This is a genomic window from Eubacterium sp. An11 (genome assembly GCF_002161065.1).
GTDB lineage: Bacteria > Bacillota > Clostridia > Lachnospirales > Lachnospiraceae > Anaerobutyricum > Anaerobutyricum faecale.
Genome location: NZ_NFLV01000001.1, coordinates 391946 through 417105 on the forward strand (window position 1 = coordinate 391946; position 25160 = coordinate 417105).

At 48.3% G+C, this 25160-nt stretch carries 20 protein-coding genes; 2 read left to right on the forward strand and 18 right to left on the reverse strand.

Going from position 1 to position 25160, the window contains the following annotated elements; translation table 11 throughout:
• Positions 1 to 20: 20 nt before the first annotated feature.
• The 6 genes from fabG to B5E53_RS01800 form a co-directional block, all read right to left on the reverse strand.
• Entirely contained in the window at positions 21 to 761 is a 741-nt protein-coding gene (gene fabG / locus B5E53_RS01775) for a 3-oxoacyl-[acyl-carrier-protein] reductase (protein WP_087312135.1), read from the reverse strand.
• The gene (fabD, locus tag B5E53_RS01780) at positions 755 to 1690 is read right to left on the reverse strand and encodes an ACP S-malonyltransferase (protein ID WP_087312137.1); all 936 of its coding nucleotides are present in this window, start codon (positions 1688 to 1690) and stop codon (positions 755 to 757) included. Before fabD ends, fabG begins: the two co-directional genes overlap by 7 nt.
• The gene (fabK, locus tag B5E53_RS01785) at positions 1683 to 2621 is read right to left on the reverse strand and encodes an enoyl-[acyl-carrier-protein] reductase FabK (protein ID WP_087312139.1); all 939 of its coding nucleotides are present in this window, start codon (positions 2619 to 2621) and stop codon (positions 1683 to 1685) included. Before fabK ends, fabD begins: the two co-directional genes overlap by 8 nt.
• Before the next feature lie 84 nt (positions 2622 to 2705).
• Positions 2706 to 2933, reverse strand: coding sequence for an acyl carrier protein (gene acpP, locus B5E53_RS01790; protein WP_087312141.1), 228 nt, complete (start codon positions 2931 to 2933; stop codon positions 2706 to 2708).
• Positions 2934 to 3007: 74 nt separating this feature from the next.
• Entirely contained in the window at positions 3008 to 3967 is a 960-nt protein-coding gene (locus B5E53_RS01795) for a beta-ketoacyl-ACP synthase III (RefSeq protein WP_087312143.1), read from the reverse strand.
• Positions 3968 to 4436: 469 nt separating this feature from the next.
• On the reverse strand, positions 4437 to 4955 hold the full coding sequence (locus tag B5E53_RS01800) for a EutP/PduV family microcompartment system protein (RefSeq protein WP_087312145.1): 519 nt from the start codon (positions 4953 to 4955) through the stop codon (positions 4437 to 4439).
• Between the two features lie 353 nt (positions 4956 to 5308).
• Between B5E53_RS01800 and B5E53_RS01805 the strand changes: the two genes are divergently transcribed.
• A complete protein-coding gene (locus B5E53_RS01805) occupies positions 5309 to 6967 on the forward strand; it encodes a hypothetical protein (protein WP_087312229.1) in 1659 nt (552 codons plus the stop codon).
• 263 nt (positions 6968 to 7230) lie between these two features.
• On the opposite strand, the gene rpoN is transcribed toward B5E53_RS01805, so the two are convergent.
• The 7 genes from rpoN to B5E53_RS01840 form a co-directional block, all read right to left on the reverse strand.
• The gene (gene rpoN, locus B5E53_RS01810) at positions 7231 to 8571 is read right to left on the reverse strand and encodes an RNA polymerase factor sigma-54 (RefSeq protein WP_087312147.1); all 1341 of its coding nucleotides are present in this window, start codon (positions 8569 to 8571) and stop codon (positions 7231 to 7233) included.
• Between the two features lie 443 nt (positions 8572 to 9014).
• Positions 9015 to 9926 (reverse strand): 4Fe-4S dicluster domain-containing protein, encoded by a 912-nt coding sequence (locus B5E53_RS01815; protein ID WP_087312149.1) that lies wholly within the window; start codon positions 9924 to 9926, stop codon positions 9015 to 9017.
• 91 nt (positions 9927 to 10017) lie between these two features.
• Entirely contained in the window at positions 10018 to 11328 is a 1311-nt protein-coding gene (locus B5E53_RS01820; protein ID WP_087312151.1) for a right-handed parallel beta-helix repeat-containing protein, read from the reverse strand.
• 100 nt (positions 11329 to 11428) lie between these two features.
• Positions 11429 to 12664 carry a right-handed parallel beta-helix repeat-containing protein gene (locus B5E53_RS01825; protein WP_162611743.1) on the reverse strand — a complete coding sequence of 412 codons (1236 nt, stop codon included), beginning with the start codon at positions 12662 to 12664 and terminating at the stop codon, positions 11429 to 11431.
• A 36-nt stretch (positions 12665 to 12700) separates the two neighbouring features.
• On the reverse strand, positions 12701 to 13630 hold the full coding sequence (gene arcC / locus B5E53_RS01830) for a carbamate kinase (protein WP_087312155.1): 930 nt from the start codon (positions 13628 to 13630) through the stop codon (positions 12701 to 12703).
• A gap of 159 nt (positions 13631 to 13789) precedes the next feature.
• Positions 13790 to 14695 (reverse strand): patatin family protein, encoded by a 906-nt coding sequence (locus B5E53_RS01835; protein WP_242963472.1) that lies wholly within the window; start codon positions 14693 to 14695, stop codon positions 13790 to 13792.
• A gap of 37 nt (positions 14696 to 14732) precedes the next feature.
• Complete coding sequence (locus tag B5E53_RS01840; protein WP_087312157.1) at positions 14733 to 16019, reverse strand: nucleotidyltransferase family protein; 1287 nt, start codon at positions 16017 to 16019, stop codon at positions 14733 to 14735.
• A gap of 344 nt (positions 16020 to 16363) precedes the next feature.
• Here B5E53_RS01840 and B5E53_RS01845 point away from each other — a divergent pair, with 344 nt between their 5' ends.
• Positions 16364 to 17599 (forward strand): acetate kinase, encoded by a 1236-nt coding sequence (locus tag B5E53_RS01845; protein WP_087312159.1) that lies wholly within the window; start codon positions 16364 to 16366, stop codon positions 17597 to 17599.
• A gap of 148 nt (positions 17600 to 17747) precedes the next feature.
• Here the strand turns inward: B5E53_RS01845 and B5E53_RS01850 are convergent, their stop codons facing one another.
• From B5E53_RS01850 to B5E53_RS01870, 5 genes are all read right to left on the reverse strand, one after another.
• A complete protein-coding gene (locus B5E53_RS01850) occupies positions 17748 to 18848 on the reverse strand; it encodes a fibronectin type III domain-containing protein (RefSeq protein ID WP_087312161.1) in 1101 nt (366 codons plus the stop codon).
• Positions 18849 to 19166: 318 nt separating this feature from the next.
• Entirely contained in the window at positions 19167 to 20204 is a 1038-nt protein-coding gene (locus B5E53_RS01855) for a hypothetical protein (protein WP_087312163.1), read from the reverse strand.
• Positions 20174 to 20620, reverse strand: a complete 447-nt coding sequence (locus B5E53_RS01860; protein ID WP_087312165.1) for a helix-turn-helix transcriptional regulator — start codon at positions 20618 to 20620, stop codon at positions 20174 to 20176. Before B5E53_RS01860 ends, B5E53_RS01855 begins: the two co-directional genes overlap by 31 nt.
• 317 nt (positions 20621 to 20937) lie before the next feature.
• Positions 20938 to 23922, reverse strand: coding sequence for a heavy metal translocating P-type ATPase (locus B5E53_RS01865; RefSeq protein ID WP_087312167.1), 2985 nt, complete (start codon positions 23920 to 23922; stop codon positions 20938 to 20940).
• Between the two features lie 150 nt (positions 23923 to 24072).
• Positions 24073 to 24432 carry a metalloregulator ArsR/SmtB family transcription factor gene (locus B5E53_RS01870; RefSeq protein WP_087312169.1) on the reverse strand — a complete coding sequence of 120 codons (360 nt, stop codon included), beginning with the start codon at positions 24430 to 24432 and terminating at the stop codon, positions 24073 to 24075.
• Positions 24433 to 25160 lie beyond the last annotated feature (728 nt).

Sequence of the window (25160 nt, forward strand, 5' to 3'; positions counted from 1 at the left end):
TAACCCTTTCTTACTTTGTTTTACATGACCATTCCGCCGTCAACCAGCAGTACCTGTCCGGTAATGTATGACGCCATGTCAGATGCCAGGAACACTGCCGCGTTGGCAATATCTTCCGGCTCCGCAAAACGTCCCAGCGGAATCTGTTTCATGGCCGCTTCTTTTACATCGTCGGAGAGAACCTCCGTCATCTCTGTCTTGACGAATCCCGGCGCAATGGCGTTGGCAGTGATATTTCTGGATGCCAGCTCCTTTGCCACCGACTTGGTAAGACCAATAAGGCCTGCCTTGGAAGCGCTGTAATTTGCCTGCCCCGCATTGCCCGCAACGCCGGATACAGACGTGATATTGATGATCCTGCCATATTTTTTGCGCATCATCTGACGGCTGGCAAAACGGATACAGTTAAAGCTTCCCTTTAAGTTTGTATCAATGACTGCGTCAAAATCTTCTTCTGACATTCCCATAACCAGCCCGTCACGGGTGATACCTGCGTTATTCACCAGAATGTCAATCTTTCCAAATGTTTTTACCACGCTTTTGATGAAATCATTGCAGGCGTCAAAGTCTGCCACGTTGCAGCGGAAAATCTCCGCCTTACCGCCGGCTTCCTCAATCTCGGCCTTCACGGCAGCCGCCTTCGCTTCATTTCCATTGTAATGCACTGCAACAGATGCGCCCGCTTTTCCAAAAGCCAGGGCAATCGCTCTTCCGATTCCTCCGGAAGCACCCGTTACAACCGCAACCTTTCCCTCTAACATCCTGTCAACTCCTTAATCTTTTCTACGACGGTATGCATTTCTTCCATACTGCCGATTTTAAACATGTTTACACTTCTGTCAATCTTTCTCATAAAACCGGACAACGTCTTTCCCGGTCCGATCTCCACGAAGATATCCACACCTTCCGCGATCATACGGCGGATACTCTGCTCCCACATAACGGAGCTGGATACCTGCGCCCGGAGAAGATCCTTTGTTTTGCTGATATCCGTGATAACCTCTGCGTTTACATTGGTCACATACGGGATGGAAAGCGGTTTCCAGTCTACCTTTTCGAGGGTCTCATAAAGTTCCTCTCCCGCTTCTTTTAAGAACGGAGAATGGAACGGTCCGCTGACGTTCAGCGGAAGCACTCTCTTGGCTCCTGCCTCTTTCAGCGCCGGAGTCACCGCCTCAATGGCGTCTTTCTTTCCGGTGATAACGATCTGTCCCGGACAGTTATAGTTGGCCACGGATACGTTCTCCACTCCGTCTGTCACTGCCTTTACCTGATCCCCGGAGAGTCCCAGAACCGCTGCCATACCGCCGGAACCATCCGGAACGGCATTGTGCATGAGACATCCTCTTTTCCAGATGGTCTTCACAGCATCTTCATAACTCATACCGCCTGCTGTCACGATGGCACAGTACTCGCCAAGGCTTAAACCTGCTGTCATGTCCGGTTTCAGTCCCTGGGCTTCAATCTCTCTGGTCATGGCCAGACAGGTAGTCACCAATGCCGCCTGTGTATAATCGGTACGATTCAGTAAATCATTCTCCTCAAAACAGATGGACTGGATGTCCATATCAAGAATCTTTGCGCTCTCCTCATAAGCACTTTTAGCAAGAGCGCTCTGCTCATAAAAATCTTTTCCCATTCCGACAGTCTGTGCGCCCTGTCCCGGATAAAGAAATGCAATCTTACTCATAAACCTTTGTCCCCTTTAACAGTTCCTCTGCCTGTGCATTCAGGCCTTTCACGATATCCTTACAGCTTCTGATCTCTTTTACCAGACCGGCGATCTGTCCTGCCATAACACTGCCGTTGATCACATCGCCGTCCACAACAGCCTTTCTTAAGCCTCCGAGTGTCAGATGCTCAAGCTCTTCCAGAGTGGCTCCCTCTGATTCCAGACGAAGGTATTCCTGTGTCTGTTTATTTCTGATACAACGAACCGGATGACCGGTGCTTCTGCCGGTTACCTTGGTATCGATATCTTTTGCTTTCACCACTTTATTCTTGTAGGCATCGCTGGCAATGGATTCCTTGGAAGCCACAAAAATGGTTCCCATCTGTACTGCTTTCGCACCCAGCATAAATGCTGCCGCAATACCACGTCCGTCGGCAATACCGCCTGCGGCGATAACCGGGATGGAAACGGCGTCCACTACCTGAGGAACCAGCGCCATGGTGGTGGTCTCACCGATATGTCCGCCGGATTCTGTTCCCTCTGCGATCACAGCATCCGCGCCTGTTCTTTCCATACGTTTGGCAAGCGCCACGCTGGCAACCACCGGAATCACTTTCACGCCGGCAGCCTTCCACATTTCCATATATTTCTCCGGATTACCTGCACCGGTAGTCACCACCGGCACCTTTTCGTCCACGATCACCTGCGCGATCGCGTCAGCTTCCGGATTCATCAGCATCACGTTGACACCGAATGGTTTATCTGTTTTCTTTTTTACCTGCTGGATCTGTTCTTTTACCCAGGATGCCGGCGCTCCGCCGGAACCAATAATTCCCAGGCCGCCTGCCTCAGATACGGCAGAAGCCAGCTCGTTTGTACCAACCCAGGCCATACCGCCCTGGATAATCGGGTATTCAATTCCAAGAAGTTCTGTAATTTCCGTTTTCATAATATCTTACTCCCAATCGCTGTTTTCCTTAATCGTCCTGATTTTCATCAGCTCCGTTGATTCTCAGTAAAGTATCGTCTCTGATCAGTCCTGGTGATTCTCAATGTAATTGATGAGATCACCCACGGTATCAATGTTCTCCAGATCTTCGGACGGGATCTCCACGTCGAATTCCTCCTCCAGAGTCATGACCATCTCAAATAAATCAAGAGAATCGATATTCAGATCGTTTTTAAAAGATGCGTCCATGGTTACCTGATCCGCGTCAACACCAACTTCTTCCACAATCAAATCTCTAATTTTCTCGAACATAACTTGTCCTCTCTTTCATCCTTTTTTAATTTGTCATCATTGCTTTTTATGTAATCCGGCATTCACGCCGGGGATTACCACTCCAGATAGAAACCGCCCCAGGTAAGACCTGCGCCAAATCCTGCCAGCACCAGCTTCATTCCCGGTTTCAGAAGTCCCTTCCGGTTCATATCGTCCAGAAGCATCGGAATACAGGCGGAAGAAATGTTGCCGTTATCCATGATATTCATCGGGAACTTGCTCTCGTCCTGGCGAAGTCTCTTGGCAATGGCATCGATAATTCTCTTGTTAGCCTGATGAAGAATGAAATAATCAATCTCCTCCACCGTGTGGCCGCTCAAATCCAGCACCTCATGGATGACCTCCGGCACCTTCTTCACTGCAAACTTGAAAATGGCTCTGCCGTCCATGCGGTAATATTCATCATAAGGTACCTTGTTCTTCCCGTGACCGAGACTGCAGGTCAGGGAATCGCCCTTACTGCCGTCCGCATGTAACACACAGGGAATCCTTAAATCTTCCGGAGCACAGTCAGCCTTCAATATGGCCGCTCCCGCCCCGTCTCCGAACAGGATGCACGTTCCCCGGTCTGTCCAGTCCACATAATTGGAAAGGCACTCGCTTCCAATGACCAGTGCGGTCTTCGCCAATCCTGCCTTGATCTGTCCTGCCGCCATCTGATATCCGGTAATAAAACCACTGCAGGCCGAATTCACATCGAGAGCAGCCGCACCTTTCGCTCCCAGAGCCTTCTGTACCTCACAGGCAACACACGGAAGACTCTGCTCTGCAGAAACGGTGGAGACGATGATCAGATCAATCTCCTCCGGAGTGATGCCGGCATTCTCCACTGCCCTCTTCGCAGCTTCTGTCGCCATGCCCGCAACGGTTTCATCCGTAGCTATATGACGGGTCCGTATCCCGGTCCGGGTCTGAATCCATTCATCGGAAGTATCCACCATCCGGGCAATCTCAAAATTATCGACCACCCTCTCCGGCAGAAAGGATCCCGTACCTGCAATCTTTACAAACATATCTGTTATCCTCTTTCTTTCATCAGCTTATATCTCTCCGGAGCGGCATCCGCTTTTTCCATGCGGCAGACCGCACCGGAGACAGATTTTCTCCACTTCTTATTGTACATCATTTTTCATAAATGTACATCTTTTTTCACATTGTTTGGTAACAGTTCCGCCATGCACCTGAAAAGACTGAGCTGTCACATTGTTTGAAACCTGAATATTTTGATTATCAAACTTTTTGAGTAACAATATAACACAATATCATTTTAAGTCAAGTATTTTTAGCGGAACAACTATCCGGCCTCCAGCCCCCTTCCATACCTCTTTTCATTCACAAAAACCTCCCCCGCCGGCAGCTTCGCGCCGGCAGGAGAGGTTCCCCGTTTTTTATGTTCTGCCTTCTCTGGTTCCCCGCTGTCTTCCTTAATCTTTCTGCGATATTCCGCATATCCTATGTCTGACCAGAATCAGGCTCCGCTTCCTATAATAGATGATAATCATACAGCTTCGCCGGCTTCTCGAAGGTCTCCTCCTGAATCCGCGAACTTACCATATCCACGGTACAGATCTCATGCTCCACCTTGAGGAAATCATGAATCTCCTCAATACCCTCGCCGGTATAGGAACTTGTAAAAAAGATGTGCTCACAGCCGGTCAGCCTCAGCCATTCCGCCGCCTGCTGCGGGTTCGCGCACCAATGATCAATCTTCGTCACGATACCGATAGTCTCCCGGTTGCTGACCGCCGCCACGTTAGGCGGATAAAGCGAATATGGCTCCGTGGCGCTCAGCACAATGCCCACCACATCCGCTTCTGCGATGTAAAGGGCGATGGCGTGTGCCAGATCAATATTCTCCGCATACTCTCCCGGCATATCGATCAGGCAGTCATACTGACTGACATACTGCGTCTTATGATACGTAATCTTCTCTCCCCGGAGCGCCTGCTTCAGCGTCGTCTTGCCGCACTCACTGCGGCCAATCAATACCATTCTTCTCATGATACGTTTCCTCCCTGACCCAATACTGTCACCGGCAAACTTCAGCCTCTCTGCCGGCAGCATCCAGCTTTTGATATATTTAATAATATAACACTTTTTTTTAAGATTGTAAAATAGATTTCTGTTATGTGTGATAACTTATCCTTATGAAAACACCCGGTTTACCGGAAGGAAAAACCGGTTTTATCTGGACAAACCCATGGGAAAGTATTATACTTTTTTCACAGCAGATTTACCAGCGCGCGGGTTCCACGGCCGGCGGACAGATGATTCACCTTTCTCCGGTTCCGTACAGCCACGGCTCCGCGCGCCGGATTTCACCCTGTATGAAGGAAACACACGAAAGGAGTCATATGAAAAAAAGCAAAAAACTGAATAAATGTATGATCATCGCGGTGATCGTGGTACTGGCAGCCATCTACTATTATTTTGCGCTGCCGGCCATCAACATCCACAACGCTTCCATCTGGAAGTTTATCATTGCAATTCCGGTGATTCTTCTTATTCTATATGTAGTTCAGAAGTTTCACACCAACGGCGGCCGGAAGAACCCTGTACAGGCAGGAAAGCTATTAAATACTGCTCTCTTTAAGATTCTGGCAGGCATTATCCTGCTGCTGCTCATTATCTACGGAGCGGGTACCCTGCTATCTTCCCCGATCATCAATGCTTCCCGTTATCAGAAGCTTATGACCGTGGAGACCGGAGAGTTCTCCAAAGATATCACCCAGATTTCCTATGATCAGATTCCTCTTCTGGACCGGGCGTCCGCAGAGCTTCTCGGTGAGAGAAAGATGGGAAGTCTTGTGGATCTGGCCTCCCAGTTTGAGGTTGCGGAGCTCTATACCCAGAGCAACTACAATGATACCCCGGTACGGATCACACCGCTGAAATATGCCGATATCATCAAATGGTTCACCAACCGGAAGGACGGCATTCCGGCCTATATCATGATTGATATGGCAACCCAGGAGACCAAACTTGTCCGTCTCGATGAAGGTATGAAATATACGCCGTATGACCATTTCGGCCGGAATCTGTACCGTCACCTGCGGTTTAAATATCCGACCTATATCTTTGATAACATCAGCTTTGAAGTGGATGACAACGGTACGCCGTACTGGATCTGCAGCACGAAAAAGTATAACATCGGTCTCTTCGGCGGACAGACCATCGGCAATGTGGTCATCTGCAACGCCATCACCGGGGAATGTACGGATTATGCTGTGGAAGACGTTCCCGGCTGGGTGGATCAGGTATACCGGGCAGACCTCCTGATTCAGCTTTATGATTATTACGGAACCTTAAAACACGGCTATATCAACAGCGTGATCAGTCAGCGGGACTGCCTGGTCACCACCAACGGCTACAACTATCTTGCCATCGGAGATGATGTCTGGGTATACACCGGCGTCACTTCCATCACCAGTGACCAGTCCAACGTGGGATTTGTCCTTATGAATCAGCGGACCATGGAGACCCGCTACTATGAGGTCGAAGGGGCCATCGAGGATTCCGCCATGGCGTCGGCGGAAGGTAAAGTACAGAACCTCGGTTATAAATCCGCCTTCCCTCTTCTCCTGAATATTGACAATGAACCGACCTATCTCATGGCGCTGAAAGACGCTGCCGGTCTGGTGAAAATGTATGCCATGGTCAATGTCCAGAATTACCAGATTGTCGCCACCGGCAACTCTGTGGTGGAATGCGAAGCCGCCTACAAAAGTCTCATGGCCGACAACGGCATTGAGACCAGCGAAACGCAGCCGGAGGAGAAAGAGACAAAAACTGTCACCGGCACCATCCGCAAGATTGCCGAAAGTGTCGTGGAAGGCAACTCCCACTACTATCTGCTTCTGGACCAGTCCGATACGATTTATGATGTCAATGTGGCGGAGAACCTCTCTGTCATCCGCTATAACACAGGAGACAGTATCACCCTGGAATACACCGAAGGCAGCGACCGCTGCAGTGTGGTGAAAATCCTGGAAGAAGACGCCACCGCCCAATAACAATGATCATAGTATCGATATTCTATGATATCGATGCCCCGTAATAAAAAATTCCGTCAGTCTTTTGGCTGGCGGAATTTTTTATAAAAACCTACTTTAACAACATAACTTTTTGGGCAATTCGTTTTACCCTATACAATAAGGAAAGTTCTCTATCTATTGCTCCTTTGATTTTCATAGCTACATTACGAATAAATCAATTCTACTATATATTTCATTTATTTCTAAGAATTCTTTTAATTTTCACAATATTCCTGACTGTTTTATCGTATTTTCCGGTCAAAGCTGCTCTTGATCCATAATTCATCCCGGTATTTGGCCACCGCTCTTCTGGAAATATGAATACCTTCAGCCACCAGCAATTCCACCAGTCTGGCATCACTGTACGGCCTGCGCTTGTCCTCACCGTCCACCAGGGACTTGATCCGGTCTTTGATATGTCCTGCGGAAAGTTCCTCTCCTCTCTCGCAGGATACAGTGCCTGCAAACAGCTTTTTCATGAGGATTGTGCCCGCCGGCGATTTCACGTATTTTCCCCGCACCGCACGGCTCACCGTGGACGGATGTACATGAAGTTCCTCCGCCAGGGCGCACATGGTCATGGGAGCCGGATTCCCCCTGCCCGAAAAATATGCTTCCTGCCTTCCAAGGATTGCCCGGGCAATGGACTTCATGGTCTCCCTTCTCTGTTCCACACTGTTTAAAATGAACCGGCACCGGTCCAGATTCTTTTTGAAATAACCCGTCAGTTCCGCATCTGTTGAACTGTGCATCATAGCCACATATTGATCATTGACATGATAATTGCCGGACCAGCGATCATTAATGGAAATCTCCCACTGGCCATTTCTGAAATCATAGATGATATCCGGCACAATATAATTGACTTCCGTCTGCTGAAGCCCGGAGAGAGGTTTCGGATTCAGTTTTGCAATCCGGGCGATGTACTTCCGTATCTGCGCTGTGGAAAGACCAGTCTGTCTGGAAATAACACTGATTTTTCCTTCGCTGACCTCCGGCAGATACCGGCTCACCACCAGTTTCAAACCCTCATCTTCTTCGCCCATGACTTCCAGCTGCTTTAAAAGACATTCCGAAAGCCCGGAAGCAAACACACCAAAGGGTTCCAGATCTTTCAGCCTGGCCAGGACTCTTTCCACAGTCTGTTCCGGTACGCCGGTAAGTTTTGCCGTCTCTTCTATACTCATCCGGAAAAAGCCGTCATCTTCCAGGCAGTCCACCAGATAACCCGCCAGCTTCCACTCCTCGCCGGAAAAAGCGCTCATCTCAATCTGGCTTAACAAATACTTTTTCAGATAATCCTCCTCCGGCGCCGCAAGATTATTCCGCGAATCATAGTCTTCATCCTCATCCCCGCGATTTCTTCTCTTTCGCGTATCATGATCAAACCAGCGGACATCCTGCCCCATACCAGAAGGAACGCTACTGTCGAGATTACAGTCCAGCAGCGGATTACTCATATATTCATTTTGCAAAAATTCTTCCAGCTCGATGGCGTCCATCGCCAAAATCTCCAGAGACTGAATCTGCGACTGACAAAGGATTTGTTTCGTCTCCAGTGCGACATGCTGTGATAATTCCATTTTGATCCCACCTTATAATCTGCACATCCATATCGTTCCTGTTAAGAAAACTCACCTCTAACTTTATCACAAGAATGATAAAAATTCAACAAATCCCGACATGATGTTATTAACTTTTCCATGATTTTATTTGTATTTATAAAAAAATACCGCCTTAATTCATAAAAATGGTGAATAAAAGCAGTATTTTTTATCATTATTCTACAAAGTAATTTGCCGGCCTTCCTGGTAAGAAAGAAAGTGAAATCTTCCATGAAATAAAAATTTTTATAGATATAAAATAAAAGCTTCGCAGAAGCCAACGATATTTATTTTTCCTGTATATCCTTCCCCCTTAATCGGCTTCTGCAGGCGAAAAAGCCCCGGTCTCCCGTTTGTACGGCAAGACCGGGGTAAATCATATCATCCTGTAATAACTCCATGATACAGTATATCAACTTCTTTTACAGGAAAAATGCATTCTCTGCTCTTCTCGTATAATGATTCTTAAGCATCTCTTTATGGGAAAGGAAGTCTTCGTCTGTAAAATATTTAGCCTGCGTCGGACAGGCACGGATACACGCCTGACATTTGATGCAGATGCCCTCCACCACCGAGCAGTCATCCCTGCGGATGCTTCCCATAGGACAGACGGACGCGCAGGCGCCGCACTGAATGCAGCGGTCTGCGTCGGTCACTGGTTTGGCTTTCAGGAATTTCGCCGGTTTTCCGTCGGCCCGCAGGGGCGTATAGTATGGCCCCACCGGGTTATGGCCGGCAATCTTAAGCGCCGATACGCCGCAGGAGGCCGGCGGCTGCTCCGATGAGTCTTCCGGGCCACAGCCGATGCCGCCGGCAGCCTTTTTGCCGCCGACAATCTTTTCTTTTCCGGACAGTTCCTTTATTTTCTCTGCCGCCTGCCGGGCAAAGGCACGCAGTTCTTCTTCATCCTGCTGGTCAGGCCGCCCGGCGCCGATATCGTCGGAAAATGCGTGGCGGGCCGCTGCCGCGGCGGCGGCAGCCACATGGAAGCCGTGATTCTCCAATAGCAGCGCCAGCTCCATGAGCCCGTCGTCATAATTCCTGTTTCCGAACACGCTGACTGCCACGGCCGGCGTGCGTTTTCCCTCAAAGCTCTGGTCCACATCGGGGAGGATTTTGTTGGGAATCCGCCCGGCGTAAACCGGCGTACCGAGGATCAGCAGATCTTCCTCCGTAAATGTATAGTTCTTTTTTCTCTCGTCCGGCAGAGTGAAGGAAATCCTATGTACCGGAAGTGCCAGACATTTTCCCATCTCCTCCGCCAGCAGATTGACGATGTGCTTTGTGCCGCCGGTAGGACTGAACGATGCCGCCCGGATTCTTTTTATCTTCATAACTGCCGCCCCCTCTTTTTCTCTTTCTTTTTGGATGTTTGCTTTTCCTGTGTTATCCCTTCTGTCTGCTACCTCCTTGCCCCCGAAAAACTCAGCGCTTGTTTGCGCTGTTTCCCTTACTGGTAACGCTGCGGGCGCCGCTGGTCACGATGGCGCTGCTCTTGGAAGAAGCGTAAGCTTTGTTCTTCTTCAGCACCGCCTTTTTATAGCGGGAAGAAGACTGGGTGACTACCTGGATGCCCTGGCGGTATCCGTACACTGTGTTGCCGGATACGGTCACCTTTGATTTATTTAATTTCTTCGCAGCCGCCTTTCCCTGAATGGTGATATTTAATCCCACCGAGTAGGATTCATTTTTCCGGGTGCTGTAGGTGGTAATAGTATTATTTTTCACCACTGCATTTAAGGTATTATAGAGGGTGCATCCCTCCGCACTGTAGCCGGTGATAGTATTACCTTTGATGACGATGTTTTCGTGAAATTTATTCTTATATTTATTGCCATCGGCAGTGGCATAGTTGGCGCAGACGCCCCGGCTGCCCTCGATGGTGTTGTTCAGCACCTTGATATTTTTACAGGTCTGGCCTTTCACATATTTCTTTCCGTACTGCACCAGCACCGGCGCGGTTTTTGGCGCGGCCACATCAATCTGCAGCGCTTCTTCCACGGATTTCTTTTTCTTCCTGCCCTGTACCTTCAGAGTGCTGTTCTGCACTGTGGTATTTTTCATGGCGATGAGCTCGATGGCGTGAGACTGATAATTGGATAAAATCGTCACCCCGTCAATGGTCACATTGCTGCCATGGCTGAAAGCCATGACAGAGCAGGATTCTTTCTTATCTGTGATCTCCCAGGTGCCTCCCTGAATCTTCACGTTGGTCAGCGCCCTGTAATTGACCGCCTCCGGCTTGTTGGACAAGATTCCTTTATCTTTTGAAGTCATGACGATGGTGGCTCCGTCGGCGATAATGGTGGTATTGCTTCCCAGATACACTACGTTGGTAAGCTCCACCCGGGAACCTGCCGGAATGACAATGGTTTTCTGCTGGTCACCGCTGCATAAGGTATTCAGCGTGCTGGAATTTAAGTATCCGGCACTGCTGCCGCCCTTTCCTTTTGTATACACATTCATCACGATCTGGCCCTGGTCATTAAAGGTGCCGGCCAGCTGTTTTCTGCTTCCCATCACTTCCACACCGGACAGATTTTTCTTTGCTGCGGATACCGGAGTATTCCACAGGAAAAGAAACGCCAGCGCAAAAAATGCGATAATCGCCATCCATGTGATTGAAAATGTGCGGACCGCTGCTGGGCTCACGCTGCCGGCAGCACCGGCGGCTGCAAACCTCCCGGTTCTGCCGGGATATACATGTTCCTCTGTCTTTCTTATCAAACGATTCATCTCTTCTCCTTTCTGTATTCCTGTCTTCGAAGAAAGGCCGCAGACCCTCCCTCAGGTCTGCGGCCTCCCGCCTTATGATTTCTGCCATTCGGGCAAATCGTTATCTCTTATACATTTTATTCTTTTTGTTTACGATCTTTTTCGCTGCCTTCTTGCTGAGCATGATGGCGTTCTTCTTTTTCGGCGCGTAACATTTGTTATTCTTCACGGTGACCTTCTTATATTTGGATGAAGTCAGGGACACAAGCTGCATTCCCTGGCGCACGCCGTAAATGGTATTGTTGGTCACGACGATTTTGGCCTTTTTCATCTGCTTCTTTGCCGCCTTGCCCTGCACCGTGATATTGAGACCCACGGAATAAGACTTTGTCTTGCGGGTGCTGTGGGAAGTGATGGTATTATTTTTCACCACTGCATTGAGGGTGTTATAGATCACGCAGCCCTCGGCGCTGTAACCGGTCATGGTATTACCGATGATCGTAATCTTATCATGGAACTTATTGACATATTTTCTTCCGTCGCCACCGTCAAAGTTCACACACAGTCCCCGGCTGCCCTCGATGGTATTATTAAGAATCTTAATATTCTTACAGGTCTGCCCCTTGACATATTTGGCGCCGTACTGCACCAGCGGAGGCGCTGTCTTCGGAGTGGCGATGTCAATCTGCAGAGCCTCCTCCAGGGAATTCTTATTGGCCTTCCCCTGTACTTTCAGGGTACTGTTCTGGACCGTCGTGTTCTTCATGGCGATAAGCTCAATGGCATGGGATTCGTAGTTGGACACGATGGTGACCCCATCGATCACCACATTGCTGCCATGGCTGAACCGGATCACAGAACAACTGCCCTCCTCATCGGTCAGCTTCCAGGTTCCCCCCTGGATCCGGACATTCTGAATGGATTTATAGCCGGTGGCCGTCGGTCTGCTGGCAAGAATCCCTTTGCCTTTCTCATTCATCACCAGAGTGGCGCCGTCAGCGATGATCGTCGTATTGCTGCCCGGGTGGATCCCATTTATAAGTTCCACCGTGGAGCCGGACGGAATCACAATGGTCTTTTTCTCATTGCCGCTGCACAGAGCAGAAAGCGCATTGGAATTCACGTGAGCATACCTGATCACATCGCCGCCTTTTGTCTTATAATCTTCCGTGCAGACATTCATGACAATCTGTCCCTTGTCATTGTAAGTGCCTGCTACCCGGTTCCATCCGCCCATCACTGTCTCTCCTGCCTGATGGGCAGAAACGGAAGCGGAAAACATTCCCCATCCAATGGCACAGCAGAACATCAATGCGGCCAGCGGCAGCAGACGCCGCCATTCTCTTTTCTTTTTCATAATATTTCTCCTTTTAAAAAGCATGTGCGCATCCATTTACCGGATAATAGTTCCTGTCTTTCCGAGGAATCCTTCCAAAGCCTTATCAATGGATGTGATCACCACTCTTCGTCCGGTACCCTTTTCCAGGAAGGATACTCCTGCTTCCATCTTAGGGAGCATGGTATTTGGCTCAAACTGATTCTCATCAATATATTTCTTCGCCTGCTCTGCTGTGATCTCTCCAAGAGGAGTCTCAGAAGAAGTATTGTATCCAATGGAAACATGCTCCACGCTGGTGAGAATCATAAGCTCGTCCGCATTGAGGAGCTCCGCCATACGTCCGCTGGCGTAGTCTTTCTCAATAATAGCGCTGGCACCCTTTAACTGCACACCCTGGGCAAGTACCGGAATACCGCCTCCGCCACAGGCAATGACCACATGGCCTGCATCTGCCAGAGCCCGGATGGAATCGATCTCAATGATCCCCTGCGGCTTCGGAGCCGCCACAATCCTGCGGTATCCGCCTTCCACCTCGGTGACATAGTTGCCGTTTTTCTCCTCTTTATCGGCCTCTTCCTTGGTGAGAAGCCGTCCGATGATCTTCACCGGCTCGGAAAACGCATCGTCATACGGATCTACCATCACCTGCGTAATGATCGTGCAGACCGGCTTGGAGATTCCTCTTGTCAAAAGTTCCGCCCGAAGCGCATTCTGCAGGTCATAACCAATATAGCCCTGACTCATGGCGGAACATACAGACATCGGCGCCGGTGTATAGTCTGCTCTTCTGGCGCCAAATTCATTCATGGCCGTGTGGATCATGCCCACCTGCGGCGCATTGCTGTGAGAAATCACAATGTCCGCTCCGGCCTCCACCAGATTGGCAAGAATCTTTGCTGTCCTCTTTGTTGCCTCATACTGTTCCGGCAGTGTGGTCCCCAGCGCCCGGTGACCCAGTGCCACTACTACTCTTTTTCTGCTCATAATATCTATATCCCTTTCTATATATCATTCATTTGTTACTATTCATCAGCCATACACTTCGGATTCCGCAACTGACGTTGCTTTTGCCTTGAATAGCGCATGGCTGAATAGTTGTATTTATTTTACCAAAAAATCAACAAAACCGCCACATATAATTCGTCATTTTTCCAGATATTCCCGCATGGCTGCCATGGCATTTCTTCCGTCCTCCAGACCGGTTTGGTAGAGAGCTTCCAGCTTCTCTTTATTTTTCTCCACACGGTCCACATTGACTTTCTCCTTCGGCCGGATTACAAAGACCCTTCCCGCCTTTTCCTCTTCTTCCAGAAAGTCCAGTGTCTCATTATAGCGGATATGCCGGTTGGCCATCTGTTTCACAAACGCCTTGGAACGCGGATAACGCATCTTTAAAAGGCGGATATTGTGCGTCGGTTCCTTGCGGTATCCTTCTTCTCTGGTGAGTACTACCACATTTTTCTCATTGCCCTCTTCGATGGACTTACGAATCGGAATACTGTCCGCCACCCCTCCATCCAGATAGGTGTGTCCGTTGACCACCAGAGATTTGGAAACAAGAGGCAGGGAGCTGGACGCGCGGATGGCCCACATCTGCTTCGTCAGGTCCTTCACCTTCACATAAACCGGTTCTCCGGTATCCACATCCGTTATGACCGCGTGGAGCGTACCCGGATATTTTTTAAACGCCTCATAGTCAAAGGGATCCAGCACATTTGGAATCTGAGAATACAGCATATCCACGCCAAAAATATTTCCCGTGCGAAGAAACGTTCTGGTGCCGCAGTAATTGGGATCATCCAGATAATCCACGGCCACCCGGTACGCCCGCCCCGGCTGTCTGGACATATAGCTGCACGCATGGCAGCTGCCCGCCGATACGCCGTAAATATCTGAGAACTGTATCTCCTTCTCCAGAAACGCATCCAGCACTCCGGCCGTATACACTCCGCGCATGCCGCCGCCTTCCAAAATTAATCCTGCATGATACATCGATAACACCTGCTTTCTTCTGTCAATCTTTCTGTCAGTTCTGTTTACATTTTCCATGGATACAGCCATTCACATTTTCATGGCATCCGGCTATTCACTCTGGCCCTGCCGCCCTCTCAATAATAATCTGCTGCCGCACCCACTCGGAGACCGGACTGCGTCCGCTGCCGGCTGCTGCCACCTGCTCATAAAGGCCGGCTGCCCGGACATCCGCCGCAAAAAGCGCTGCGGCCGCGCTGCCCCTGGCAAAATTCTGTCCCTCCACCGGTCTTTGGAGCAATGGTATGGAAGATCTCTCCCGAATCTTTTTAAGGAGCGGCGCAGCTCTTCTGGCAAACCCCAGCACTCTGGCATAGGGTACGGGAATCTCTGCCGCCCGGAAAAGATAGTCCTCTTTTTTTATATGCAGCACCAGATGGAGTAATGCCCGACGCCAGGCAGCGTCGGTGAGCCTCTTCGTGTGAAGCGCGCCGATAAGCTCCGGCAGAGACATGCCCGGCCGGTACAATTTCAGAAACCGGGCCGCCATGTCCTTATCAAAACCAAAAATATCTTCCGGCCGCTCTCCCATCAGTACCGTGTAGGAAAGAAACGGCATCAAATCCTCCCAGCCCGCAGTATTATTGCTGCTCCAGCACTCCAGAAACTCTCCGGCTCCCACTCCCATGGCTCTGCCGAGCATCGGCCGGATCTCCTTCCCTTCGGCGAGCAGTTTCCGGACAGCCGAGGCGGACGGGTACCTCTTCTCCATATCCACATCATGATAACCGGCACCCTGTCTCCTGATCGTCACCGGGACAATAGGAGACCGCAGCCTATGTAAAGACTTCAGATACTCCAGCCCCAAAATGTGATTTGGCTCTTCCAGAATCTCCCAGAAAATCTTAGTTTCCGGACAAAATTCCCTCACATACGCCTTCAGCGCATCCTCTCTGGCCAATGGGAAATTTTTGCCCCTTTTTAATTCTTCTCTCAGTTGTTTTTTATAAAAATCCGGTTCTTCTGATAAAAACTTAACGAGAGGTTCGAAGTCTTTTATCTCCGCTTTCTCACTCCCGAAGGATAAATAATCCACCGAGCGGAGGTTATTAAGCAGCTGCACGCCGGCGGACGCAAAATATTCGGCGCTGGCCGAAGCATAGGTCACCGGCAGCTCAAGAACCAGATCCGCACCGCCATACAGAGCCATACGGGTACGGAGATACTTATCCACGATCGCCGGTTCCCCCCGCTGCACATAGTCACCGCTCATGACCACCACAATGAAATCCGCACCGGTCTGCCGCCTTGTTTCCTCGATATGATACTGATGTCCCCGGTGAAAGGGGTTATACTCCGCAATAATTCCCGCTGTGATCAATGACTGTCCCGCCTTTCCCAAACACGTTCCGGTTTGATTTTTCTATCATACCTGAAATCAAAAAAAATAACAACTCCTCACGGAAATGAAATCTCTTTTTTCAATGAGATTGTACTTTTTTTAGTACATTCCAAATTGTATTTACTTTCGAACAAAATCAATTATTGTTAATTTTGAAACAATGCTCATCGGGAAAATGAAATCAAATCCGGCAGAAAATAGCAAAAAAAGTCCGGATTATCCGCAATATAATGCATTTTCAAAAGATTGTTTTCGTACTATAATTTTTGTATAATAGATTTATAATTAGTGAAATTGTGGTTTCGCTTTACAAAAATAATTATTTTTTCAAAGGAGACATGAACATGAAAGTTTTAGTTATCAATTGTGGAAGCTCTTCTCTCAAATACCAGGTGATTGATTCCGAGACAGAGCACGTACTGGCAAAAGGTCTTTGTGAGCGTATCGGCATCGACGGCCGCATGACCTATCAGCCGGCCGGCAAGGACAAGATCAAATATGAAGCTCCGATGCCTGCCCATCGTCAGGCTGTTGAGCTGGTGTTAAAACAGCTCACTGATCCTGAAAACGGCGTTCTTAAATCCGTTGATGAAATCGATGCTGTAGGACACCGTATGGTACACGGCGGCGAGAAATTTGCCTGCTCCACACTTCTTACTGACGAGGTTTTAAAGACCGTAGAATCTTTCAATGACCTCGCTCCTCTTCACAATCCGCCAACACTGGTCGGTGTAGCTGCCTGCAAAGAATTAATGCCGGATACTCCGATGGTTGGTGTATTTGATACCGCTTTTCATCAGACCATGCCTCCGGAAGCATACATCTATGGTCTTCCTTATGAATATTATGAAAAATACGGCGTGCGCCGCTACGGTTTCCACGGTACATCCCACAGATACGTTTCTCTGCGTGCCGCTGAGATCCTCGGCAAGAAACCGGAAGATCTGAAAATTGTCGTCTGCCACCTGGGCAACGGTTCCTCTCTTTCCGCAGTGGACGGCGGCAAATCCGTCGATACTTCCATGGGACTGACTCCACTGGAAGGTCTTGTTATGGGAACCCGTTCCGGTGACATCGACCCAAGCTGTATTGAATTCATCGCCCATAAAGAGAACCTGACCTTAGAGCAGGTAATGGAAATCGTCAACAAGAAGTCCGGCGTTCTCGGTATCTCCGGTATCTCCTCCGATTTCCGTGATCTGGACGAGGCAGCAAGAAGCGGCAACTACAGAGCAGCCCTTGCTCTTAAGATCTTCTGCCACTCCGTAGTAAAATACATCGGAAGCTCCATCGCCGTTATGAACGGCGTTGACGCCATCGTATTTACCGCCGGTATCGGTGAGAACGACGACCTGATCCGTTCCGCCATCATGGATCACTTCGGATACTTAAACATCCGTCTGGACGACGAGGCCAACAAGATGCACGGCCAGGAACGTATCATCTCCACTCCGGACTCCAGCGTGAAAGTCATCTGTATCCCTACCAACGAAGAGCTGATGATCTGCCGCGATACCGTAGAGATCGTTACCAAGAAGATGGTAGAAGACGCTGTGAAAGAAGTTATGGCGAATAAGTAAGAGATCATCTGATTGCACAATAGAATATAAACCTGTGAAAATGTAAACCAGGCGCGTCATATGACGCGCCTGATTTGTTTCTGTGGTATTTCAAAAAGGCATCAGAATCATCCCCCGCCCCATCTTCACATGCAAAATATCCACAATCTCATTTTTTCATTTTAACTTTCTTTACATTACTCCATGCAGAATAATATTTTTGATTATTGATTTTTTTGACACTGCGAATCCGAAAATAATATTTTTTGTTTTTCTTTAACTTTTTAATCGTTTTCTGAATCGTTTTATTTTTGTTGATATTGATCGTTTTCGCTTTTTTAAAACTTTTTTTGGCAGCATACTGAATCTGATATCCGTCTGCTGAAGTGTTTCTTTTCCACTTAATCTTCACCTTGTTGGCATTCGTTTGCTTTACAGATTTTAATTTTGTTTTTTTCACTGTAATATTTGAATTTTCTGACGGTGATGAAGGAATCTTCTCATTCTTAGTATCTGACTGATTCGCAGCTGCTGAATTACTGTTTGCTATTGTGCCTGTATTGGATTGGAAACTATTGTCCGGCTGAGGATTTTCTTCTTCCTGCAAAATAGATATTTCCGGCCCATTGTCACCATTCTGTTCAATATGAATTACATAATCCTCATTAATAGCAAAACTCTGTTCTGTCGTTTTATCTTCAGCGACTATTGTCACTTTCCCTTCATTAAATCCAGCAACATCTATTACATTATTTTTTACTGAAAAATCAATAGTATCAAAAGCCGTGCCAGTGATGATATAATCTATTTTTTCATCATCAGTCAACTGTGAGAATGTGACCGTGACATTTTCTTTCTCTGTACCTGATATCATTGCAGTTTTTCCACTTCCCGAATCCACACTCGTCGTTACTGTTGTTCCTTCCGGAATGCAGAACTCCAAAGAATCTTCGCTATCTGTTACAGAAAATATATCCTCTTCATTGGCAGTATAAGAAATCTCTTTATTCGATGCCCAAAACAGTTTCTCTGTCTTTTCTTCTGAAATATCTTCAGAAGAATCTGAACTGACCACAATTGGAACAGCCAGATTTTGATTACTGGTCTCTCCATAGCTGAGGGAAACCTCTTCTCCACCAATTGACAACGTAACATCATCGGACAGAGAAGAAATCAATCTGTTCTTTTCCGAAGAAATTGATTTTCCGGAAGATTGATTTTTTCCTACAGTAATTCCTCCTGATTCCAGCCACTCCTCAATACTGTCCAAATCCGCTGTGTACGAGATAAATGATAAGAAACCATCAGACCATATAGTACCTTTTATCCCTTCATCCTCATCCGCATCTTCTATCTGGTAGGACCAGCCTATATATTTTCCATTTTCTTTTTTAATTATAATATAATGTCATTTATTATCAAATTGATAAATCTGTAATCTTTTTATGTTCTCAGGTCAGCAAAAAAGCACGCCAATGTTTATTTTTATCGCGCGCTTTTTTCTTTCTTATTATAAAGTTATAAAGAAATTTTTATGGCACAAAAAAAAACGGGCTCCTCACCCGTTTTTTGTGAAATGTTTATTTGTTTAAGAAAGATGTTCCTCCATCCAACGACGCAGCTGCTCTGCTGATTGTGCGTCTCCCAGCACATCTTCTCCGGCAGAAATATTTTCCAGGTAATCATAGAACGCTTCCAGTATGTCCGCCTCCTGAAATTGAAAAATTTTAAACTGGTTCTTATGGGCATACTGGAATAACATGTTTTCTCCCCGGCTGATGAGTATCTCCCAGTGATAACTCAACGGGAAATTCTCTGCGGGAAGCAGACGAATATGATACCAGCCTTCATCTACAGCTTTTAAGATTCGTCCTATCAATATCCGATGGTCCGATATTGATATGGCCCCATTAAAAAATACGGATGGATATTCCCGTAAAATGCCATCCCTGATAAATGCTTCCACAAAAGAAGCATTCATCAGAACAGTAACCTGACCATGCTTTTTTGCCCGATAAAGCGCAGCAGTATAAGCCGTGTAATTCTTAATAACCGATGCACAGTCCGGAATTTTACGGTTTATATATTTTCTAATCAGATGTTTGTCCCAGAACTGCACGCTGCAAAGACCGGAACAGATTTCCATGGTGCTGGAAAATGTGGTTCCCCGCAGATAATCCTGGCCCCATTTGGCCTGATTGCCGCCGAAACCATCCACGGCGACCATCAAAGTATGGCTCTGCCGGCGCATTTTTTCAAAAAAATGGTCAAAATACGCAACCACTTCCGCGTTGCTGTGAAGAATCGCCGCCTTCCAGTCTGACGAAATCTGCACCGCATAACGGTCGGTCACCACCAGGTAAGGCATCACATTCATGATGCCATAATGTTCTGTGGGACTGCCATAATAATATCTGGGTTCATAGCGGCGGATGCCGATGCCGTAGCGAAGAATCCGCCGGATATTTTCCAGGTTGCGGCAGCCATCTCTCCCGCCGTTGACTTCCAGGCAGATGATCTGGGTTACCCGGGTCTGTACATTGTCATCGCACAAAAGGAGAAGCGACTCCATCAGCAGATCATTGTCTGGCTGCGTCAGAAGCCGAATTTCTCCGCCCTGGACCATCGTCTCGTAGATGAGACATTGTTCACAAGACGGTTGATTTCCAGCTCGCCTTCCATCAACTGCTGGCCTTCCGTGGTCCGCAGATACATTTCCTGCTCCAGTTTCGGCGCTACCGACTCTTTGTCCTCTATGATCAGGAGTGAATTCAGAATCTCTCTGACTTTGCAGCGGCGATTATACTGCACCAGTCCCACCTGCGTGATCTCGTATGCTTCCAGCACTTCCATTCTCTCCTCCGGCGTCAGCTGCAATTCCGACATGAGCATTTCCAGCTGCCGGCGATTCTTCAGCGGGCGGCTGCCCTTCAGATACTGATACAGGGTGGAACGCTCGATGCCGCTGCGCCCGAACAGCTCCGCCATGGTATAACCTTTCTGACTCAGAAAATATTTCAGTTTTTCCGACAAAATAGACATGTGTTCACCGTTCTTTCAGAGTTTTTTCATTCTATTATTCATTTTACAATATATATTTTCTTACAGTCAATCTGTGGCAATGTTTGTGGCATGTTTTTAATTTTTACAAATTAACGCTAGACATCGAAATTTGATTCAGCTATCAAAAATCAATTAATTTCTTTTTAGTATTAACGGTGTACATTTTTCAGGAAATGTAATTCAAAATTTCTTATATTATAGAAAAAACGCGCCGCATACGGATACATTTTCCATATACAGCGCGTCCTTAATTTTGGATACGATTTCTATTTTCAGTTACTTTGATCACCCTGTTCTCATTTTCTGAGAATCCGGATGGAGTTCAACAGGCAGATGACGGATACTCCTGTGTCAGCAAACACGGCAATCCACATGTTGGCAAAACCGAACAGCCCCATGATCATGACGATGATCTTGATGGCCAGAGCAAATACCACATTCTGCCAGGAAATACGGTTGGTCATCTTAGCAATGCGCAAAGCTTCCGGAATGGCGTTCATCTCTGAATTCATGAATACCACATCCGCCGCCTCGATGGCCGCGTCGGCACCGCTTCCCATGGCGGCCCCCACATCGGCGCCGGCCAGTACAGGCGCATCGTTGATACCATCGCCCACAAACATGACTGCTCCATGCTGCTCACGTACTTTCTGCAGCTCAGAAAGTTTATCCTGCGGCAGAAGTTTCGCATGTACTTCGTCGATACCGGTATCTTTTGCCACCTTTTCGGCGCTTTCCTGGGCGTCTCCCGTCAGCATGACGGTGCGGATGCCCAGCTTTTTGACCGCTGTGATGGCGGCCGGCGCGTCTTCTTTGATGGTATCGGAAATAACGATATTACCGATAAATGTACCATTAAGAGCCACCAGTACTTCCGTGCCGAAATCTTCTTTCCGGTATGCGCCCATGTCCACATGACTGGCGTCCATGAGCTTGCGGTTGCCGCATAATACCTCACCCCGGCTGATAGTCGCACGGATACCGTGTCCGGCGATCTCTTCCACGCTGGAAGGCCGCTCGATATCGAGACCTTTCTGCTCTGCCGCCTCCACAATGCTGTTTCCGATCGGATGGGTGGATGACAGCTCGCAGCTGGCGCTTATTGCCAGCAGTTCGTCGGCACTTACTGTGCCGGCCACCGGATTGGCGGACTGTACCACAAAGTTTCCTTTGGTGATGGTTCCCGTCTTATCCATGACGATGGCCCTGACTTTCTTCAGTGCTTCAATGGCAATGCCGCCCTTAAAAAGGATTCCACGCTTGGACGCCGCTCCGATACCGGAGAAGAACGCCAGCGGCACCGACAGCACCAGTGCACACGGACAGCTGATGACCAGGAACGTAAGGGCCGTATAGACAGACGCCGTTCCGCTGACGCCGTACACCCTGGATACCTCTCCTGCATAGGACGGGTCCACAAACAGATGCCAGTTCATGGACTCCGGCAGAAGGAACGGCAGCACCAGAGCCACAAACAGTGCGAAAAATACCACAAACGGTGTGTATACCCGGGCAAAACGGGTGATAAATTTATCAATATTCGGCTTGCTGGCCGCTGCATTTTCCACGGAATCAAGAATCCTTGTGACCATGGACTCCTCAAGAATCTTCTCCACACGGACTTTCAGCTGTCCCGAGGTGTTCACGCAGCCGGACACTACGCCGTCGCCAACCCTTGCCATCACCGGAACCGGCTCTCCGGTCACCGGGGAAGTATCGATACGGCTCTCGCCATCAATGATCACACCGTCCAGCGGAATCCGGTCGCCCGGACGAACCAGGACGATATCTCCCACATTTGCTTCTTCCGCATCAATGACACGGATATCCTCGCCCACCACAAGATTTACCACTTCCGGCCGCAGGTCAACGGCCTCCATGATCTGTGAACGGCTCTGTTCTGTCGCTCTCTCCTCGAAATATTCTCCAATACGGTAGAACAGCATAACGCCCACGGCCTCCGGAAACTCCTGAATCAAAAAGGCGCCGATGGTGGCGATACTCATCAGAAAATTCTCGTCAAAGACCTGCCCTTTGGCAATGTTTTTGCCGGCAGTCATCAGTACCTTTCCTCCGAGAATCAGGTATGCAACCAGGAATAACACAAGCAGCGGAATCTGCCCGGCCCCCATATGTTCCAGGATCTCGCCGGCCACAAACAGCACCGCGCCGACGCCGATGGAAAACAGTGGATTCTTCCAGAATGGTTCTTTCTTTTCCCCGGCCGCTGCAGACACTGTCCTTTCCTTCGGAACCACGGTAACACCGTCTTCCATAGAATCAATCACCGCCTGAATATCCGGAATCAATGCGTCCGGATTCTTTGCCGACAGCTTCATCTGTTTTGTGGCAAATGTGATGGTCACATCATCCACTTTATCCATCGTTTTCAGTTTTGCCTCAATCTTTGCGGCGCAGTTGGCGCAGTCAAGGCCCTCCAGAATATAAAGCTTCGTGTCGGACACAGAAGAAATCTTCTTCCTTTTTCTCGGAACAATAGTAACTCCATCTTCAATGGAATCCACCACCGCCTGCATCTTCGGCAGCAGCTCATCCTGATCATTGGCGGACACCCGCAGCTGTTTGGTGGCAAAGGCCACGGATGCAAAGCCTACCTCCGGCATCTGCCGGATCTTTGCCTCAATCTTCGCCGCACAGTTGGCACAGTCAATGCCTTCCAGGATGTAGACCCTCTTCTCCAGATCCTCATCCGGCATATGGCAGGTACATTTCGCCAGACTCTCCCCGCACACATCACAGTACTCCACAAAGGAATGACACAATTCACAGTCACAATCCTCCGGATGTCCCTCCACATGGTGGAACTCTTCCACGAAATGTGTGTGGGAGCGGGTAGCGTGCGGACCTTCCCTGTGATCATGATGATGCTCATGGTGATGCTCGTGATCGTGGCCGCAGCCGCAGCCCTCGCCGTGCTCATGGTGATGCTCGTGATCGTGGCCACATCCACAGCTCTCGCCATGCTCATGGTGATGGTCATGATCATGGTGTTCATGATCATGATGGCTATGTGCATGGGCCTGCGTCCGTTTTCCACCCCGGGTCCGCTCTGCCACTTCCACATCCGGCTCCATGGATTTCACCACTTCCCGAATCTGTGGAAGAAGTGCATCCGGATCCTCCGCGGAAAAACGAAGCTGTTTCGTCGCATAGGTGACCGAAACGTCAGAAAGACCGGGCATCTTGCTTAATTTATTCTCGATCTTGGCAGCGCAGTTGGCACAGTCAAGCCCCTCCAGAATATAAACTTTCCTCTTCATATTTTAGATTCCCCTCTTAAATGTTCATCAATTCTCCATATTTTATACACTGTCATGATTCCCATTTGTCCAAGCTGGAGAAGGAAATGGTAGTGATTGAAAACGCTCTGCCTGAAGGGCATACCGGCCGGTTACGCCATAAAAGACAGTTTATTGTTCCGTATGCACCATATGCACCATGGCCTCTTCCAGAATATCCACAATATGTTCATCATCTAATGAATAAAAAACATTTTTCCCATCCCGTCTGGACTTAATCTGATGCATGTTGCGCATCACTGCCAGCTGATGGGATACGGCAGATTTTGTCATGTCAAGCAATACTGCGATATCTCCCGCACACATTTCCTGTTCTTTGATGGCGTACAGAATCCGGAGCCGCGTCTTATCGGCGAGAACCTTATAAAAAGAAACCACCTTTTCAATATCCGCATCGTCCGGCATACTTTTCTGTACCTGCTCGATACTCTCAGGAAACAACGCTGTGCTGTCACTTTTTTTCGTTGCCATAACTACCTCCCTATCGTCAAATGAATGTAAATTCAATTGAACATTCATTCAACTAAGCACATTATAGTTGAACAAACATTCAATTGTCAAGTATGTTTTTGCTGTTTTTTTCGCCAAATTTTCTCATTAAAGAAAGAAATCTTTTTGCCATGAGAAAACAGATTATTCACATGTAGATATAGTGTATTATCAACCAAAGAAAATGTCAAATTACCGTGGGTGTGTTACAATAGAAGTGATAAATTGGGATTTGTAAAGGTGGTAACAGCTACCCGATCAAACAGACAATGACGTAAGGCACATACGGATTCGCCCGACTCGACCCTCAGTCGGACTGACCAGGGATATCCTTGTAAAATGACTACATCAGTCCTCCCTCACAGCTCGCGGTCGAAAGCCGTATGTGTCCAAAACGTCATCTGCCTGTTGAGAAACCTTTGTTTCACCTTTACAAAAATCCTGTGCTACGTTGACAAATCCCCAGGCTATGGCTGCAGACGAATAGCGGATACCCAAATTTACAGTCGTATCTGTCTGGCATGCATGAACCTGCAGAGCAAGCCGCACAGGTAGCTTTCCTGTCGGTTTGAATCAGGTATTTTTGCTATAATTGATGGACCGTTTAATAGTCAAAAACTGCCACAATCTGTTGTTTCGCCAGGGTAGCCAGGATTCTTTGTAAATCTCTATGCACGCAGACTGCATTTGGAGAAGACGAGGTATTGATA